The sequence below is a fragment of the Undibacterium sp. GW821-FHT11B02 genome (genome assembly GCF_058808955.1).
Genome location: NZ_JBXASD010000016.1, coordinates 18,024 through 35,250, shown reverse-complemented (window position 1 = coordinate 35,250; position 17,227 = coordinate 18,024). Strand labels below are relative to the sequence as shown.

The 17,227-nt window shown below is 53.2% G+C and carries 13 protein-coding genes; 3 read left to right on the top strand and 10 right to left on the bottom strand.

The window, feature by feature from the left end:
- The first annotated feature begins 9 nt into the window (after positions 1 to 9).
- Positions 10 to 1,539: a response regulator gene (locus tag AC1RVX_RS26455; RefSeq protein ID WP_493219578.1), complete on the top strand. Its 1,530-nt coding sequence runs from the start codon at positions 10 to 12 to the stop codon at positions 1,537 to 1,539.
- A 37-nt stretch (positions 1,540 to 1,576) separates the two neighbouring features.
- Here AC1RVX_RS26455 and AC1RVX_RS26450 read toward each other — a convergent pair whose 3' ends face one another.
- The 10 genes from AC1RVX_RS26450 to AC1RVX_RS26405 form a co-directional block, all read right to left on the bottom strand.
- Complete coding sequence (locus AC1RVX_RS26450; protein ID WP_493219577.1) at positions 1,577 to 3,310, bottom strand: phospholipase D-like domain-containing protein; 1,734 nt, start codon at positions 3,308 to 3,310, stop codon at positions 1,577 to 1,579.
- Positions 3,311 to 3,360: 50 nt separating this feature from the next.
- Positions 3,361 to 4,833 (bottom strand): flavin-dependent monooxygenase QhpG, encoded by a 1,473-nt coding sequence (qhpG, locus tag AC1RVX_RS26445; protein ID WP_493219576.1) that lies wholly within the window; start codon positions 4,831 to 4,833, stop codon positions 3,361 to 3,363.
- Complete coding sequence (locus tag AC1RVX_RS26440; protein WP_493219575.1) at positions 4,826 to 6,265, bottom strand: radical SAM protein; 1,440 nt, start codon at positions 6,263 to 6,265, stop codon at positions 4,826 to 4,828. Before AC1RVX_RS26440 ends, qhpG begins: the two co-directional genes overlap by 8 nt.
- Positions 6,255 to 7,076 carry a LodA/GoxA family CTQ-dependent oxidase gene (locus tag AC1RVX_RS26435; protein WP_493219574.1) on the bottom strand — a complete coding sequence of 274 codons (822 nt, stop codon included), beginning with the start codon at positions 7,074 to 7,076 and terminating at the stop codon, positions 6,255 to 6,257. The genes AC1RVX_RS26440 and AC1RVX_RS26435 overlap by 11 nt, the downstream gene beginning before the upstream one ends.
- Complete coding sequence (locus AC1RVX_RS26430; protein ID WP_493219573.1) at positions 7,076 to 8,485, bottom strand: hypothetical protein; 1,410 nt, start codon at positions 8,483 to 8,485, stop codon at positions 7,076 to 7,078. The genes AC1RVX_RS26435 and AC1RVX_RS26430 overlap by 1 nt, the downstream gene beginning before the upstream one ends.
- 9 nt (positions 8,486 to 8,494) lie before the next feature.
- The gene (locus tag AC1RVX_RS26425; protein ID WP_493219572.1) at positions 8,495 to 10,078 is read right to left on the bottom strand and encodes a ferritin-like domain-containing protein; all 1,584 of its coding nucleotides are present in this window, start codon (positions 10,076 to 10,078) and stop codon (positions 8,495 to 8,497) included.
- 295 nt (positions 10,079 to 10,373) lie between these two features.
- Positions 10,374 to 11,399 carry an XdhC family protein gene (locus AC1RVX_RS26420; protein WP_493219571.1) on the bottom strand — a complete coding sequence of 342 codons (1,026 nt, stop codon included), beginning with the start codon at positions 11,397 to 11,399 and terminating at the stop codon, positions 10,374 to 10,376.
- Between the two features lie 17 nt (positions 11,400 to 11,416).
- On the bottom strand, positions 11,417 to 13,654 hold the full coding sequence (locus AC1RVX_RS26415; RefSeq protein ID WP_493219570.1) for a xanthine dehydrogenase family protein molybdopterin-binding subunit: 2,238 nt from the start codon (positions 13,652 to 13,654) through the stop codon (positions 11,417 to 11,419).
- A 10-nt stretch (positions 13,655 to 13,664) separates the two neighbouring features.
- Positions 13,665 to 14,138 (bottom strand): (2Fe-2S)-binding protein, encoded by a 474-nt coding sequence (locus AC1RVX_RS26410; RefSeq protein WP_493219569.1) that lies wholly within the window; start codon positions 14,136 to 14,138, stop codon positions 13,665 to 13,667.
- Positions 14,139 to 14,194: 56 nt separating this feature from the next.
- Entirely contained in the window at positions 14,195 to 14,785 is a 591-nt protein-coding gene (locus tag AC1RVX_RS26405) for an NAD(P)H-dependent oxidoreductase (RefSeq protein ID WP_493219568.1), read from the bottom strand.
- 181 nt (positions 14,786 to 14,966) lie between these two features.
- Here AC1RVX_RS26405 and AC1RVX_RS26400 point away from each other — a divergent pair, with 181 nt between their 5' ends.
- Together AC1RVX_RS26400 and AC1RVX_RS26395 are read left to right on the top strand one after the other, a co-directional pair.
- Positions 14,967 to 15,875 carry an AraC family transcriptional regulator gene (locus AC1RVX_RS26400; RefSeq protein ID WP_493219567.1) on the top strand — a complete coding sequence of 303 codons (909 nt, stop codon included), beginning with the start codon at positions 14,967 to 14,969 and terminating at the stop codon, positions 15,873 to 15,875.
- A gap of 322 nt (positions 15,876 to 16,197) precedes the next feature.
- Positions 16,198 to 17,181, top strand: coding sequence for an aldo/keto reductase (locus AC1RVX_RS26395; protein WP_493219566.1), 984 nt, complete (start codon positions 16,198 to 16,200; stop codon positions 17,179 to 17,181).
- Positions 17,182 to 17,227 lie beyond the last annotated feature (46 nt).

Genomic DNA, 17,227 nt, shown 5'->3' with positions numbered 1-17,227 from the left:
GCAAACACTATGCGTAAACCGGATTTCAGCAAGCTCGCATTTCTGATCGTGGATGACATTTCTACCATGCGTCAGGTGGCGGTAGGGCAATTGCGTGCCCTGGGGGCAGAGCAGATTCAGGTAGCCGGCAATGGATTGGAAGCCTTGCAGCTGCTGCGCCGAAGCAAAATCGATGTGGTCTTGACCGACTGGAATATGCCGGTCATGGATGGACTAGAGCTGTTGCGCGCCGTGCGGGTCGACCCCAAACTGGTAGATCTGCCCCTGATCATGGTGACAGCTGAAGTGGAACGTGACCGTGTCGCCGAGGCCGTCAGGAACGGCGTGTCTGACCTGCTGGTCAAACCGTACACAGCGCAGCGCATGGAAGACAAGATTGTCGGTGCATTGCGTCGCAGTCGCTCGCCCTCAGCGCCAGAACCGGTGGCAGCGGAAGCACCCAAGCCGGTGCAGTTGCCCAGTATTTTGGTGGTTGATGATACCCACCTCAACCTGAGGTTGATCGCCGACCTGTTCGCCGATGAATATCGGGTGCGTATTGCAGACAATGGCAGGCGTGCATTGGCGATTTGCCAGTCAGACAATCCGCCAGACCTGGTCTTGCTGGATGTGATGATGCCGGAAATGGATGGTTTTGAAGTCGCACAGAAAATGCGCGAACATCCCAACAGTGAATTGATACCCGTGATTTTTGTCACTGCGCTCAGCGACGACAATGCGCGACGCAAGGGCTTTGACCTGGGTGCGGTGGATTTTGTCAGCAAACCGATAGACCCGGAAATTCTGCAAGTCAGAGTCAGGAATTTCATTCGTTATGTAGAAATGCACAAACAGCGTCAGCAAGAATACGACACCATGCTGGCCAATGCCCGCTTGCGCGAAAACGTAGACCGCATGCTGCGGCACGATATACGCGGGCCGCTGGCCGGTGTAATCGGCTTGCTGCAAGACTTTCCCAGCGATGGTCAGTTGGGCGAACAGCAATCGCTGCGTTTAAGCGAGATAGAAGCGGCGGCGGTGCAGGCACTCGATACCATCAGCTTATCGTCTGATTTGTTCAAGATAGAAACTGGTCGCTATCAATTGGAACCAGTTGCTGTAGATATAGGCCAATTGTTGCAACAGGTGATGCAGTTGGTGCAGTTTGCTTTCGCCGCCAGGCAACTGGTGTTTGCCGACGAGATAAACGTTACAGCCAATGCAACAGGCGATCCGGTTTTGTGCCATGCCATATTCCATAACCTGTTAAAAAATGCCTGTGAGGCCGCACCCGAAGGTGGCCGTATCGCACTGAGTCTGCATGACGAATCACCATTGCGTATCGTCATAGAAAATACCGGTGCTGTGCCGGCAAGCATGCTGGACAGGTTTTTTGACCGGGATGCAACGGCGGGTAAAGTGGGGGGCAGCGGACTTGGCACCTATTCAGCAAAATTACTGACAGAGGCACAAGGAGGTTCCATTGCCATGGAAAGTCATGATGGTGATAACTTGACCCGGCTTACAGTGTGTCTGTTGCGCGAGCAGGCACGTCAGTGAGCCCGCAGTAGTTCCCCAATTTTTTAGGGTTGAGAAATCAAGATTTTGAGAACAGCACCCTCTCCTTGAATTTGATATGTCCCGGCGTATAGTAGTTTTTCGCCCAGTCTTCATCATTGAATTTTAGCCTGAGTGGCGTGGCTGTCTGTGCGGTACTGATGGCGGCCCTGAAAGCATAGTGGTCTACCAGCCGCACCGCCTCAATCGCAAAGACGGTAGCGATTTCCTGATTATAAATGGCAATCAAATTGTCGCCGTTTTCCTGTTCACCACCTTCTGCCAGATTGGATGAACCAAAGAAGACTACCGGGTTGGTGTCATTGAAATCCACCACTACGAATTTATGGTGTATTTTATGCGCCAGACCTTCCTGCATTTCTTTATTGAAAGGTGGTGGCACGAGCTTATTCAAGGCTGCCGACGTGACCAGTACACCAGGTTTTCCAGGCGAATACACTTGCATGCCAGATATTGATTTTTTCTTGTCAGCAGAATTTTTTTCACCTTCTGTACCTCCCGGATTATCAGTGATGCCATATGAAAAAACTTTCCCGTCATCGTGAATCATCCTCAGTGTATCGAGCACCGAGCTATTCCCCACCAGCGCCATAACAGCAAATAGAACAGAGCTATTTGCCGTGTTCAATTCGCTTTGCAAGCGATCCAGAGAAAACGTATTTTCCTTATGGGGGGCGAAACTGAAAACGCTGGAAGGTAATTCAGGTTTGTTGATGGGATATTCTTGTTGGGATATCTTGTCTGCTATAAATGCCGGTGTTTTCAAATCGCCGTTGAACGCGGCTTCAAATGATTGTACATACAGCTGTGCCACGTCGCTGTCATTAAAGATTGCAACATGATTGGCATTGACGTACAGGCCAGTCACCGAAAAGTTGGTTGAACCGGTCAGCACGCGGGCAGGTTTCCCCTTAACCCGCATGATGAAAACTTTGTTGTGCTGATATCTTGAGAGTTTCCCGGTTTTTACGTTTTCCTTTCCTGCCGACTTTTTTAGCAGTGTTATTGCCTGTGGTTCCAGCGCTTTATCGCCGACATGAGTAGCGGAATTGTCCATGACGATACGCACCTTCTTGCCAAGCACGGTCAGCGCGCGGACTATATCTGGTTCATTGAAATCATAAACCATGGCGTCCAGCGTCGCGTCTTTATTGAGGTAGCATTCATTCAGAAAATCAATAATGGCTGTTCGTGCATGCGCCCCCAGCCACTTATATTGATCTACATAGTCGGCGGTCGGAAAATCAATCGCATTTGGTTTCGGGCTGATCGCTTTAGTGCCAAATTTGTCAGTGTAAGCTTGTGATGATAAGTAACCTCTGGTAAACGCTAATTCAAAATTCTCTCGTTTGAATGGTTGGCACATGACCTTGATACTGACGGTATCTCCTGTGGTCAGGGCGCTGGTATGCGCTGCTGAAAATAACTTGACTGACACTTCATATTCATGTTCACCAAAGGCATCTTCAGGTGGGAAATCAATCCACCAGAACTTCTGGAAAGGTGCATCTTCCGACGAATGCCATTTTCTGTCTTCTGCAGTTGTTTTATTGGTGTAATCTGATGTGAACGATAGCCTGTTGAGCAACTGACTCCAACTGCCGCCTTTAAAGCGTCGACGTATGGAAAAGCCGGCCAGATCTTTTTTCTTGTGTTCATCAACGTTAAAGGCCAGCATCACACACTGGTCTCCGCTATAAGCATGAACAGTGAGAGCACCAGAACTTGCAGCAGTATTCAGATTGTCAGACATGTCGCTTCTTCAGTTAATGAATCACATGGTGTTGAAATGAGTTCGAGGTTCTAAGCCAAACTCTCCAGCACCCCACGTTGCCACAGCCAGGCAGTGATCTTTTGCGAAGTTTGTCTGCCCATGTTTTCTTCCAGTTTCTGCAATACATATGTTAACGGTTGTGGTTGCCACAAGAAATTCAGGTGCGGAAATAATGCCTGGTTTTCCAGGAAAGAGATAGGGCGATCAAGATTGGGATGGCTCAGGGCCAGTTGTTTCTGTACCCGGTCGTCTACTACACAATAGCTTTCAGCAAGGCTTGCAGCAGGGTGGATACGCAGAGGCTGACTGGGATTAAACGTGGACAGCGGTTTCAGTTCTGTCGGTTGATAGTCACGTAGTTGCGTGCTTTGTTCGTGCATGGCCTGGACAAGCGGATGATCGGACAAGGGGATGGCAATATCAGCCCGGTTTTGCCAGAACGGTAATTCACTACACCAGACTTGCGCATAATACGACTGCGTCCAGTAGTTGTGGCGGGCGCAGGTTTCTGTCAGCCTTTGTTCAAAGAAGCGGCATGCAAGCTCATGGCGATTGCTGTCTGTACTGCTTAGCAGCGTATGTATCGCAACCACTGCCTGCAGAGAAAAACGCATGGCTTTTTCTACCCCTGATGATGAAATAGGGTCCAGTGCAAATGCGGCATCTCCCAGCTTCAGCCTGCCTTCTTGCCAGCTATCCAGCGCCAGGTAAGGCGTTGCCGCGCACGCCTGCAAGCGACTGGAATATGGAACTGGTGCTATCGCCTTGAATAACTGGCTGCTGGCACAATTTGATCTTAGCCAGTTTTCTGCCTGTCCTGGCATTTGTTGATGGGCCGTCTGCGGGTCACTGACCAGCATGACCCTGTAACGCTGGTCGGGCAGGCGTGTGCCCCATAGCCAACCATGTTCCTGTGCTTCGACCTGGGTCAGGTTCGCCATATCGGCGGGGATGTGTTCTGCATCCAGTTCTGCCCACATGGCAGACAGGCGTGGGGCGCAGGCATATAACTGCGTGCCATGGCTGCGTCCCCCCGCATCCAGAATAAAACGAACTGTCATTTGCTGTATGCCTGCATGCGTGCTGATGTGTAGTTGCCAGTCACCGGCTTTACCGGTTATATCTTGAATATGGGCTGGCATGTACACGCCTATGCCGCGCTGTTTTGTCAGTTGCAACAGGGAAGCATCAAAGGCGGCACGGTTGACGACTGCTGCATCACCATGGTTTTTGATTTCCGGAGTGGCGCTGCGCCAGCACAGTCGTGTAGCCAGGCCCGCCAGATGCGGGACGGCTTCAAGTGCTTCGTTAGCATCCAGCAGGTCGATAATGTTTTTGACCCCGGGTGTCAGCGCTTCGCCTATCTGCGGTCGTGGCCAGTTGGCGCTACGCTCCAGCATTTGTACGCTATAGCCCAGTTGTTGCAAGCGCAAAGCTGCGGTCAGCCCGGCTGGCCCGGCCCCAATGATAACGATATCGACCGCGTTGTTCATATCAGGCATGGATGTTGTCTGGCGTGCCGGTATACCACTCAGGTGCCAGGTGGCTCAGGCGTTGATGTGCACCTATGGTGTAGTGCAGCCATCCACGTATGTAATCACAGGCATGGCGTCCACGTGCCAGCACTTCGTGATGGCAACCACCACCGCACAGATAACGTGCCCAGCAGGTATTGCAGGGCTGTTGCTGATGTACATGACGCTGACTGAGCCAGATGGCTTGCTTGTCACGGTCTACACCCGTATCCAGGCTGCCCATGCTACCCTGTTCATCGCCGACAAAGCGGTGGCAGGCAGCCAGCTCGCCATCAGCAGATACGCCAAAATAACCGGCACCGGCGCCGCATGGGTAAGGCCTGTGCGTGCCACGCTGCAATTCACGCAAGGCGTTTTGCATGTTCATGAAAGGGTAGCGTTTACCCTGCATGACATGCTGTTCAAACGCCAGGCCGCAGGCGATCATACCTTGCAGCATTTCAGCCATATCTTTCGGCCCCATTTCTGCCTGTCCATTCGATGCACGCAATAGCGGAGAAAAGCCTACACTATGAAAACCCATGCCTATGAACATATCCAGAGTTTGTGGCAGGTTCAGGTTGAACGGCGTCACCGTTACCCGTGCGGATACCTGCATCTGGCGCTGGCTTTCCAGCAGGGGGGCGATGCGGTCGACAATCTGATCGAAGGAACCTTTTCCACCTTTAAAAGCACGCAGGCGATTATGTTGTTCAGCAGGACCATCCAGGCTGACTGTCACGGCAAAGCCATGCTTTTCAAAAAAATCAGCATCTTCAGCTTGCAGCAAAGTGCCGTTGGTGGTGATGGAAAAATGACAGCGTACCCCCAGTCTTGCTGCCTGTTCGCTCGCATAGTCAGTCACGCTGCGCAAGACAGGGCGATTCGATAACGGCTCCCCACCCATGAATGCCAGGTTCACTTTGGCACCCGGCGCGACCTGGCCCAGCAGCAAATCGACGGCCTGCATGGCTTTCGCCAATTCCATACTCTTGGCCTTGCCGCCAAATTCTCCTTGCTGCGCATAACAATAAGTGCAACCCAGATTGCATTTCTGCGCAATTGCCAGCGACAAGGCGTGGACAGGTGGTGATGACAGTGGCATATCATCAATAAATGGCTGGGCGTTCAAGTCGTAACTGTCTATCAGTGCTGCCAATAATTGCTGGTCATCGTCATGCACGGCAACACGAAATTCCGGCACCAGTTCAGTTGGCAAGTGAAACAGCCTGCTGCCATTTACCAGCAATAATTGTGCACCCTGCGCATCTTCTACCAGATGGGCGTCACGATGCGATGGGCGTGACGCTTCGACGATACGCATGGCCAGTGCCGGTGCGACAGTAGATGCGAGAGCCGCCCCAGTCTTAGCAGATGGATCTGCTACCATCTCGTGCTCCGTGATCAGATCAGGACTCATCAGCATCTTTGCCACGGATGATAAATTGCAAATCCTCTTGCCAGGATTTGAATAAATCATCGTAAGAATACAGCCGCGTGTCTGTGCGGTTATCAGGGATATAGGTACCGGTACGTTTTTTAGCAAACCACATGTCACCACGTGACAAGCCATTAACACCAGGTTCCACATTCACATAATCTGGCCGCGACGCTGCCCAGTAATAGCATGCACATTCGCGGTAATCATTTTGCCACGGTGCACACAAGCCTTGCGTCAGTTCGCCCGGTTGCAACAGGGCCGGGTTGAATGAAGCTGTATTCGCTTCAAAGAAGTGACGCAGCTTCAAATTAACCTTAAGGGTAGGTGTATCCGGGCTGTACAAGACCTCGGTGTCAGCATCCTTGTCCGTGGTGAATTCACATTCCACCATCTGTCCTTGCAAGTGGATGATGCGTGCAAATGAATTTGACCATTCCATGAAAGACACTGCATTTGGATTCGCCGCCGAAGCCAGCGTGCCCGAGCTGCCATCCGGGAAAACCGGCCCGGTAGTCACCACCATGGTACCGGCATCCAGGCCAGCAAAACGTAACAGGCGTCTGGACTTCAAATCAGCATGGGCCGGTTCGGCATCCACCACATAGTTATTGTTTTCGACCAGGGTGATGCCTTCAAAAGCACGCCGCCACAAGTTCCTGAAATCAAATTCCAACCCGGGGAAGCAGTTGGAAATCGCGCTGCGTGGCAAGACCGATGCCGGGTTGCCCATGCCGCGATGATGGATTTGCGCCGTCAGGTTGCTGGCACTGATCGTTTTCTTGTCAGACATTATTGACCTCCTGCTGGCGTTGGTGCTGCAAACATCGCATTTTTGGCCGCCTTGATGACCATATCAATATGACGACGCGTCAAGGTAAGGCTGCGGCCATCGGCACCGCGCATCAGCGCTGGCATCTTGCGCAAGGTAGCCGCAGACAGATCACCGATCTCTTCCGGTTGTCGCAATACCTGGGCAAACCATGGCGCGCCACCAGCAGACAGGGCGCTGAATACACGTTCATGCAGGGCACGCAACGCCAGGTTGTCAACCAGCGAACTGGCCGCGATCGGTTCGTAATAACGCTCGAAATCATTGGTGTTTTGTCGCACCATCGTGCTGGCCACATTCAGGCGACCATTTACCGGATTGCCATTCATGACTGCGGTATTCATCAGCCTGACGGTTTCCAGCGCGCGCAGTACCAGTTCGGTGGCGTCATCGAGTGATACCTCGTCCTCTTTCACTTCTGGCCCGTACAGCAATTGTTCCATTTCGTCAGAGATCACGCGTACCGGCAAGGTATCGGGTGCAAACGCCGGTGGCCCGGCACCGATATAACTTTGTGCGTGCAGCACTTTGCCGTCATGCAGTTTCAAGAAAACCCTGACATGGCCATCGCATTCATCGTCAAGGTAACCCCAACTGACCTGGTTGCCATCTGTATCGGCATATCCCGCATAAATACCGGCAGGATTGGTCAGCGAAGGCCCCACACTTTCTGTGTAATTGAGCCAGTCTTTCTTTTCGTTATACAGGATCAGCTCGTCACTATCGATGATGGGGTCGGGCGTCAGTTGGGGTACATTATTCTGATCCGGTTCCAGCCTTTCTTTGCGTGAGCCGTACACGATACCGGCAGCCGGTGTGTAGCGAAACCGTATCTCTGGAAATTGCCTGGTTGGTTTGATGAACTGCACGTGCCCCAGTGGCAGGGTTTTGCCGGATAAGAAATTCTTGCAGTGTCCTACCATGGCATGACGTGCATGATCTGTGATGTCTGCAAGCTTGGCGTGAATCTGGTCGTCCGGGTTACCTGTGCGGCGAAACAGTTTGATATTGCCCAGCGCAACATCCCAGTGCAGGCTGGCCATGCTCAAGCCTTCCTTATGCAGCAAATCGGGCGTCAATGCCTGCAATTCAGCAGGCTGCTCCGTGGTACGTACATACACTTCCAGAAAAGGGGCAACAGGGCGGATTTTCTTGTTTTCATCCTTAAAGCGGATTTGCTCCGGGACATAGGCACGCACAATCTCACCCGTTGCCTGATCCACTTCGAGGCTGGGGCGGGGTACGATGCGGCGATAATCCATTGGATTATCCGGGTCTGTTTCCAGATCAAATGCTTCCAGCGGCTCGTCTGCTGCACCCAGGCGGGCAATGGCCAAGGGCGGCAAAATTCTGATTTCCAGTATGGACATTGTGGGCTCCTAGATCAATGCAGTATCAATGCTGCCAGACAGAATGCGCAGAGCCAGTGCCCGCATATTCTGGTCGGCTTCACGCATCGATGTCAGGTAGATGTGGCGTGATGGCGGCGCGATGTGCAACAGCGCTTCCACCAGACTGTCGGCTGCCGCGAGTAAATCCAGATGACCGCGCCAGCGATTGGCTTCACCGAACGGGCTGTTCAGCGTGTAGGGCATCTGGAAAGGTGGCCCGGCAAAACCGGCATGAGGGTCCGTTGCAGACACAGGTGACTGCATCAAAATTTCGGATATCGCCCGCAGGTTATACATTTCACCAAAAGTACCGTTCACGATGGCGCCACGCGGGGTAATCACCCCCGCCGCATTCAGGCCGCCAAACAGGGTAAAGCTGTGTATCAGGTAGGTCAGCAGCATGCGGTAACGCACATTGTGCAACTGTGCCCACAGTGCTGATTCCGGGTGCGTAATCCGGGTGGTTTTACCACCTGCACCTCCAGATTCCAGCTCAGGTTCCAGATCGGGGTCCAGCGATACATAAGGGTTGGTCGCCACCTTGCGTGACGGTGACCACGGAGCAAATGTTGTACGCAGCAAGCCAGCCTTGCTTGCCGGTTGCAATTTCAGCCAGCCTTCAGTCGTAAAATCAGTTGGGCGCGCTTCGCTCCATTCAAGATCAGTCAGGGTTTCCAGCCCCAGCAACTCGCGCATTTCTATATAGATACGCAAGAAGCGCACAAAATGTGATTTTGTCGAACCCGTAGTGGCCTCTCCCTGATAGGCAATCGCCTGTAGGGCAGACACCATATCGTCACGACAGGTTTGTGGTACTACCAGCACATCTGGCGTTTGCCTGGGCTGGCCCGAGCTATTACCCCGGTTGCCGCCCTGGTAGCCTCGCCCCCATTCAGCCCAGTTGGCCTGGGCCGGATAGGTGTCGGCCTGGAACACCTCATCGGGCAAATAATCAGGGTCTTGCACCAGCGGTATCAGCGTATTGAACAATTCTGACACCTGATGTGGATCATCGGTCTGTGCATGCACACGGGCGCGTATTTCATCACCCAGCTTGCCACCATCCCAATCCACGGGGGATTCAGCAAATACATATTTGGCCAGCGAATCCAGTGTCAGTGGTTCCAGCGCAAACGGGAAAGGATAAAACGGCACATCCCATGGGTAATCCTCTCGCTCCATATGCAGGGGCGAACCGATCAGCCGCAAGGAATTCTGCACGGAGATCAAATGCCCCATCTCTTCCTTGGCAATACCCAGTATCACCTCCTGCCAGTCGCGTACGATGTCCCGGAATTCTTCTGGCACCTGTGGCCCACCCAGCGAATACGCACCATACAGGTATTGCACCATCAGGCAATGCTCAATTTCAGCATCGATGGATAGCAGGTAGGTCACATAATCGCGTGGGGAAAATTCCAGGTTGAATGAGGTGGCATGGCTCTGGGTAGTCGGGCTGATTGCCTCGGCAGAGAGCATTTTTACCCCAGCCATCAAACCCTTTGGCGACCCGGTCTGAGGTAAGGGCTTGTTCATGGCACCAAGATGACGCCTGATTTGTGCAGAACGCATTTCCTTGTCCTTCTGATGTGGTGTTGCTACGGATGAACGCAAAAGCAAACATCCTAAAAACATCTGAAGGACGTTTTACTATGGATCGTTAATTAAAAATATGATAACAAAAAAGATATTAATTTATTATTGACTTAATATCAAGTCAGGAAGGATTTTTTTATTTGACAAAGAAGTTTGCCGGTGAAGGGACGTATTTAAATTGCAACAGTTATTTGTGGACGCCGGTTGCAAATGCACATGCCTGGCAGTGATAAGCAAGTGAAGGAATCAGCTTATCTTAGCTTGTGTTGGTTTATGGCGCAGCCAAAGCCGGGTTTTCATACAGCGACTTGCCCGCCATCACCGGCGTGGCCAGGGGCTGGCTGATCCCGTTCTTCACTGCCACGATCTCAGCCATGATGGACAGGGCAATTTCTACCGGGGTCTTGCTGGCGATATACAAACCTGCTGGTCCATGCAGGGCTTGCAGTGCAGGCTCTGCAATATCAAAGTGCGTGCGCAGGCGTTCTCGTCTTTGCTCGCTGTTGCGACGTGAACCGATGGCACCGACATAGAAAGCCTGGGATTGCAATGCATCGATCAGCGCCAGGTCATCCAGTTTGGGGTCGTGCGTCAAGGCAATGACGGCGGTGCGGCTATCGGGTTGCAATCGCAGTATCAGGTCGTCCGGCATCTCGGTACTGACAGTAAGCCCTTGCAGTTGCCAACTGGCACGGTATTCTTCTCTCGGATCACAGACGATGACCTCGAAGTTCAGACTCAAGGCAAACTGGCATACATAGCGCGAGAGATCACTGGCACCAATAACGATAAGGCGTGCCTGTGGCCCCAGCCAGGTGATCAGCCTGTGTTCATCCAGCCGGGGTATGCCGTCGCGCTGACCTGTGCGCAGTTCCACCAGGCCACTGTGCAAATCCAATGTGCGCGCTATGCTACGTCTTTGTTCACAAGCCAACAACAATTCATCCAGCCGACTATGGGCAGACACAGGTTCCAGCACCAGTTCCACAGTACCACCACAGGGCAGGCCAAAGCGATGCGCCTGGTCGGCAGAGATACCATAGCGCAGCACCAGGGGCAGGTTACCTGCACAGACAGCCTGCACCCCTTCTTCCCTGATACGATGGGTGAGATCGTCTTCTATGCAGCCACCCGATACCGATCCCACAGTTTCGCCACGCCTATTGATCACCATCAGCGAACCCGGTGGGCGCGGTGATGAACCCCAGGTGCGTGCCACCGTGACGAGTATCTGTGGCAAGCCCTGCGCTTGCCATTGCAGCGCTGTACGCAAGACCAGGGTATCGAGATCTTCCATCGGGTTTCTTCCTCTGCTTAGCTCACATTGAACGGCAACTGGCGCACAGGTTTGCCAGTCAGCTTGGCGATGGCATTGGCAAAGGCCGGTGCCAGCGGTGGCAAGCCGGGTTCACCCATGCCGGTGGGTGGTTCGGCACTGGGCACAACGTGCACCTCAAAGGCAGGCATGTCCGTGATGCGTGCCACTGTGTAGTCGCCAAAATTACTTTGCTCAACCACACCATCCTTGAGCGTGATGGCAGCACCTGGTAAACACATGCCCAGTCCCATCATCGCCGCGCCTTGCACCTGTGCCTCGATAGTGCGCGGGTTGACTGCCAGGTTGCAATGCACGCCAGCCGTCACCTTTTTAAGTACCGGGCGGCCTTGCTGCATGCTCGCTTCCACCACATATGCCACCACGGTCGAGAACGACTCATGTACCGCCACGCCCCAGGCACGCCCGGCGGGCAGGCGCTTCTTCCCATAACCGCTTTTATCCACCGCCAGTTGCAGCGCAGCGCGGTGACGTGGATGCTTGTCGCCAAACAGGCTCATGCGATAAGCTACCGGGTCTTGCTTGGTGGCACGGGCGATGTCATCCAGCAAGGTTTCCATGACAAAGGCAGTATGGGTAGAACCCACGCTGCGCCACCACAGCACTGGCACATTCAACTTGGGATGATGTACAGTCAGTCGCATGGGGAAAGGGTAGGGGTCACGCATGCCCTCGGTGGCTGTGCCGTCTATACCATTCTTTACCTGGAATTGCTCAAACACCGAGCCGGCAGTGATCGACTGGCCAACGATCACATGATCCCATGCCAGCACCTTGCCTGTGTCATCAAAGCCTATACGGGCGCGGTGCAAATGCATGGGGCGGTAATAGCCGCCGCGCATATCGTCTTCACGGCTCCAGACTGTGCGCACAGGCACAGTCAAGCCGGCAGCGCGGGTAGCCTTGGCGATTTCGCAGGCTTCCACCACAAAGTCACTGCTGCTGGCAAAGCGGCGGCCAAAGCCACCACCAGCCATCTGCACATGCATGGACACGTGTTCAGGCTTGATACCCAGCGTGCGTGCTACCGCTGCGGCATCCAGTCCGGGGCATTGCGAGCCTGTATAAATATCCGCTGCACCATCCTTCAAGGCAACCGTGCAATTCAACGGCTCCATCGCCGCATGCGCCAGATAAGGGAAAATGAATTCCGCTTCCAGATGTTTGGGAGCAGTGTCCAGTGCTGCCATGTCGGCATCAAAGCGGCGCGGGCCGGTTTGGTCAGCCAGCTTGCGGTAGTCGGCCAGTTGTTTTGTTGTGTCAACCTTTTCGACGCTGGCAGTGTCCCATTCCAGTTTCAACACGTCGCGTCCCTGTTTTGCGGCCCAATAGCCATCCGCCACTACAGCCACACCTTCGGCACCACGGTCCAGCGGCAGGCGGAAAACTGCATTCACGCCCTTGATGGCGCGTGTCGCACTGTCATCGACTGATTTCAGCCGTGCACCAAATACCGGCGGACGTGCCACCACCGCCGTCAACTGACCAGGCAAGTGCATGTCTATGCCGTAATCCTGACGTCCACTACTTTTGGCGCGTGCATCCAGGCGGCTTGTCGGTTGACCGATGAGACGGAAGTCTTTGGGGTTTTTTAGTTCGACTTTTTCAGGTACTGGCAGGGCCATGGCAGCTTCGGCCAGTTCGCCATAAGCCAGCTTGCGGCCATCGGCGGCAATCACAGTACCAGCCTGGGTACGCAGGGTGGCCACCTCGACATTCCAGCGTACTGCTGCCGCCGCCAGCAACATGGCGCGGGCGCGGGCACCCAGCTCACGGTACTGCGTGAAGCTGTTCTTGATTGAATTTGAGCCACCAGTGATATGAATGCCAAAGAAAGGGTCGTGATAAGCAACGTCACTGCTGCCATGGCTGCTGCGCACCAGATTCCAGTCTGCATCCAGTTCTTCCGCCAGTATCATGGGTAATGCAGTCTGCACACCCTGACCAAATTCCAGGCGGTTGATAATGACCGTGACCTCGCCATTCGTGGCAATTTGCACGAAGGCAGATGGCTGCTGTGTCGGTTTCAAGGCAGTCGTCGTCTGAGCCAGCGCAAGGTGAGGGAAAGCACCCAGTGCCAATCCGCCTATGCCGGCAAATTTAAGAAAGCTGCGGCGCGTCAGTGTGGCTGACTTGACTGAGTGGTCGGGCTGGTCGCGCTCCAACATATGCTGCAAAGCACGCGGCATTTCGCTGTAATCGATATTCGGCAACATGGTCTCTCCTTCAGATAAGGGCTTTGGCTGCATCAGCAACAGCGGCGCGGATGCGGGCGTAAGTACCACAGCGGCAAATATTGCCTGCCATGGCTGAATCAATTTCAGCAGCAGTCGGTTGTTTGCCATGTGGCAGGGATTTCAGAAATGCAGTGGCACTCATGATCTGTCCGCTCTGGCAATAACCACATTGCGCCACATCATGTTTGATCCAGGCAGCGCTGACGGCATTACCGACCTTGTCGCTGCCACCAGTCGCTGCTTCAATCGTGGTGAGTTTTTTACCCTGCACGGCAGAAGCAGGCGTGACGCAGGAGCGTATCGCTTGCCCATCCAGATGCACGGTGCAGGCACCGCACAAGGCGGCACCGCAACCAAACTTGGTGCCGGTCAGTTGCAGCGCATCGCGCAGCATCCACAGCACAGGTGTGTCGGGCGTGACATCGACACTGGTATTCTTGCCGTTAATCGTAGTGTTGATCATGAAAATCTCCAGAATGAGAAAGGTGCGGGGCTGATGATGTAGATGATGCAGATTGATCAGATTAGATTCGCCAGATGCGCACGCAGCCTTACCATGTCATTCTCAATATCTGGCTGCTTCATCACGTCATGGCAAGAAAAAGCAGGCAGAACATCAACGCCACAAAATTTGTAATTGGCCGTATTGGCAACGAAGACATCATCGACTGTCTTGCCTTCAAACAGAAACTGTGAGGTGTCGCCAAAGGCTTCTTTGGGGGCATTCCATGTCAGCGACAACATATATTTCTTGCCTTGCAACTTGCCACCGCTGCCATACTGTTTGCTGGGATCTTCACGGGTGCGGCCATCGCCATCCAGAAAGCCCTGTTGCATCATGCCAGCGGTAAACACTTCATCAACATACTTCTTGTATATCCACGGCATGCCAAACCAGTAAACTGGTGATTGCAAAATGATGATGTCTGCCCACAGATGATTCTGTACCTCTGCATTGATATCATAGCCTTGCTCGATATGGGTTTGCCTGACCTGATAGTCGCGGTTTTCAAGCTCGGTCTTGATGATGCCGGCCATGCTCTGGTTCAGCTTGCCGGTGGAAATGCCTTCGTAAAACTGGTGTGCGTTGATGATCAGTGCATGTTTCATTGATAAGTTCCGTTGAATTACTGAAATGTTTTATTGAAGGGTATTGTGTGCCCGGTGTTATAAAAGGCGTTTGCCTGATTCGACGTATTTCTTGCCTGAATTGATGATTCATCAGCAGAAATGGAAAACACGCCATCGAAAATGGTAGGCTGTGCATATTCAAGAATTCTTTGGCGACGCCATGCAATCCGAACATCAAGCACAAGCTGCGAATAGCCATACACTGGCTGAACTGGTAGGCAATATTGCCCAAACCGATGGTGACTACACGACCCAGATCCCGGGTTTGATGATGTACCGGCGCAGCAAGCTGACCGACCCCATGCCGTGCGTTTATGGCCTGGGTCTGGGTGTAACCGTGCAGGGTGGCAAGCGCGTCATGCTGGGTGATGAAATATTTGACTATGCACCCGGGCAATCGCTGGTGACTTCGCTGGACCTGCCTGTAGTGTCCTATGTGACGCGGGCCAGTAGCGCGCAGCCATTTTTGGGAATGGGTCTGGCACTGGATGCCCGCACCGTTACCCAGTGCGCTGCTGAAATGAATTTCTCAGCACCGCTGAAAGCATCGACATCACTGGCAATGTCGGTCGTCACCTTGGATAACGGTTTGCTGGATGCCATCACCCGCCTGGTGCGCCTGCTGAATGAGCCGCAACTGATACCATTGGTTGCACCGCTGATACAGCAAGAGATTATTGTGCGCCTGCTTAACGGTGAGCATGGGACTGCATTGCGCCATCTGATGACAGCGGGTTCACCGGGCCAGCAAATTGCCAAACTTATCAGCTGGTTAAAGCAGCACTACACCGAAGATATTGCCATGGACGATCTGGCAGATAAAGCCCACATGAGCCCGTCCACCTTTCGTCAGCATTTTCGGGCAGTTGCAGGCATGAGTCCCTTGCAATACCTGAAGCACTTGCGTCTGCAAGATGCGCGGCAACTGATGCTCAATGAAGACATCGACGCCAGCAGCGCCGCGTTACGCGTTGGCTACGAAAGTGCATCCCAGTTCAGCCGTGAATACACACGACTGTTTGGTGCTCCACCATTACGTGATATCAAGCGGGTGAGGCTGGCGACGTAACTATCATTGAACGATGGGTCACAATCGGCTATGAGTGATTCGCCAAATGTTGATCAAGAAACGCACAGCCTCATCGCCTTCTCACTCTAGTGGTTTGATACTGCCATCAGGGTAGCATTCATGAGCTCAGCTCATAAGTACATGCTGGCCAAGCCATCTAATCAAATCAGAACCTACAGCGTACAGTTAACGTCATGACACGTGCAGCCAAAGCAGGCTGTATCGGTGTCGCTTGTTATTTGTTGCTGCGATGTGTGTCAAGAGGTTTAACTGCCAAAAATCGCGGCCCGGAATTATGGCCTGTCATTCAAAGGAAAATTATATGCAAAAGCGCAAATTAGGAAATACCGGTCTGGAAGTTTCAGCAATCGGCCTTGGTTGCATGGGACTGAGTTACGGCTATGGCCCCGCTACCGACAGGCAAGAGGCGATTGCACTGATACGTTCTGCCGCCGAACGTGGCGTCACCTTCTTCGACACTGCCGAAGTTTATGGCCCATTCATTAACGAAGAAGTAGTCGGCGAGGCTTTGGCCCCGCTGCGCGATCAGATTGTTATCGCCACCAAATTCGGCTTCAGGAATGCCGATGCGAAAGCCGGTCTTGACAGCAGGCCAGAGCATATCAGGGCAGTGGCCGAAGCTGCACTCAAACGACTCAAGACAGATTGCATAGATTTGTTCTACCAGCACCGGGTTGACCCGGATGTGCCTATTGAAGATGTAGCCGACGCGGTCAAACAACTGATTGATGAAGGCAAAGTGAAACACTTTGGGCTCTCTGAAGCTGGAGCACAAACGATACGTCGCGCCCATGCGGTACAACCTGTTGCCGCACTTCAAAGTGAGTATTCCCTGTGGTGGCGTGAGCCAGAGCAAGAGATACTGCCGACGCTGGAAGAACTGGGAATCGGCTTTGTTCCATTCAGCCCATTAGGCAAAGGTTTTCTGACTGGAGCAATTGATGAAAACACCAGTTTTGACAGTACAGATTTCCGTAACACCGTTCCCCGTTTTACACAGGATGCCCGCAAAGCCAATCTGGCCCTGGTTGATTTGATCAAGAAAATCGCTGACCACAAGCAGGCAACACCAGCGCAGATTGCACTTGCCTGGCTGTTGGCACGCAAGCCCTGGATAGTGCCAATTCCTGGCACTACCAAGCAGCACCGCCTCGCCGAAAACATCGGTGCTGCCGATATAACATTGACTGCAGGTGACATGCAAGACATTCAGGGTGCTCTTTCCAGCGTCGCGGTGCAGGGTGGGCGTTATTCTGAAAGCAGCCAAAAACTGGTCAGTCGGTGACAGACAGCGAGCAGCGCATCCAAACATCCGGACTCCAGAGATTGGT

What these genes read in the sequence shown, in the direction of transcription:
- AC1RVX_RS26440 (WP_493219575.1), bottom strand. Translation starts at nt 6,265, where the DNA reads ATGAGTCCTGATCTGATCACGGAGCACGAGATGGTAGCAGATCCATCT.
- qhpG (WP_493219576.1), bottom strand. Translation starts at nt 4,833, where the DNA reads ATGCCTGATATGAACAACGCGGTCGATATCGTTATCATTGGGGCCGGG.
- AC1RVX_RS26430 (WP_493219573.1), bottom strand. Translation starts at nt 8,485, where the DNA reads ATGTCCATACTGGAAATCAGAATTTTGCCGCCCTTGGCCATTGCCCGC.
- AC1RVX_RS26455 (WP_493219578.1), top strand. Translation starts at nt 10, where the DNA reads ATGCGTAAACCGGATTTCAGCAAGCTCGCATTTCTGATCGTGGATGAC.
- AC1RVX_RS26405 (WP_493219568.1), bottom strand. Translation starts at nt 14,785, where the DNA reads ATGAAACATGCACTGATCATCAACGCACACCAGTTTTACGAAGGCATT.
- AC1RVX_RS26450 (WP_493219577.1), bottom strand. Translation starts at nt 3,310, where the DNA reads ATGTCTGACAATCTGAATACTGCTGCAAGTTCTGGTGCTCTCACTGTT.
- AC1RVX_RS26410 (WP_493219569.1), bottom strand. Translation starts at nt 14,138, where the DNA reads ATGATCAACACTACGATTAACGGCAAGAATACCAGTGTCGATGTCACG.
- AC1RVX_RS26400 (WP_493219567.1), top strand. Translation starts at nt 14,967, where the DNA reads ATGCAATCCGAACATCAAGCACAAGCTGCGAATAGCCATACACTGGCT.
- AC1RVX_RS26395 (WP_493219566.1), top strand. Translation starts at nt 16,198, where the DNA reads ATGCAAAAGCGCAAATTAGGAAATACCGGTCTGGAAGTTTCAGCAATC.
- AC1RVX_RS26415 (WP_493219570.1), bottom strand. Translation starts at nt 13,654, where the DNA reads ATGTTGCCGAATATCGATTACAGCGAAATGCCGCGTGCTTTGCAGCAT.
- AC1RVX_RS26435 (WP_493219574.1), bottom strand. Translation starts at nt 7,076, where the DNA reads ATGTCTGACAAGAAAACGATCAGTGCCAGCAACCTGACGGCGCAAATC.
- AC1RVX_RS26425 (WP_493219572.1), bottom strand. Translation starts at nt 10,078, where the DNA reads ATGCGTTCTGCACAAATCAGGCGTCATCTTGGTGCCATGAACAAGCCC.
- AC1RVX_RS26420 (WP_493219571.1), bottom strand. Translation starts at nt 11,399, where the DNA reads ATGGAAGATCTCGATACCCTGGTCTTGCGTACAGCGCTGCAATGGCAA.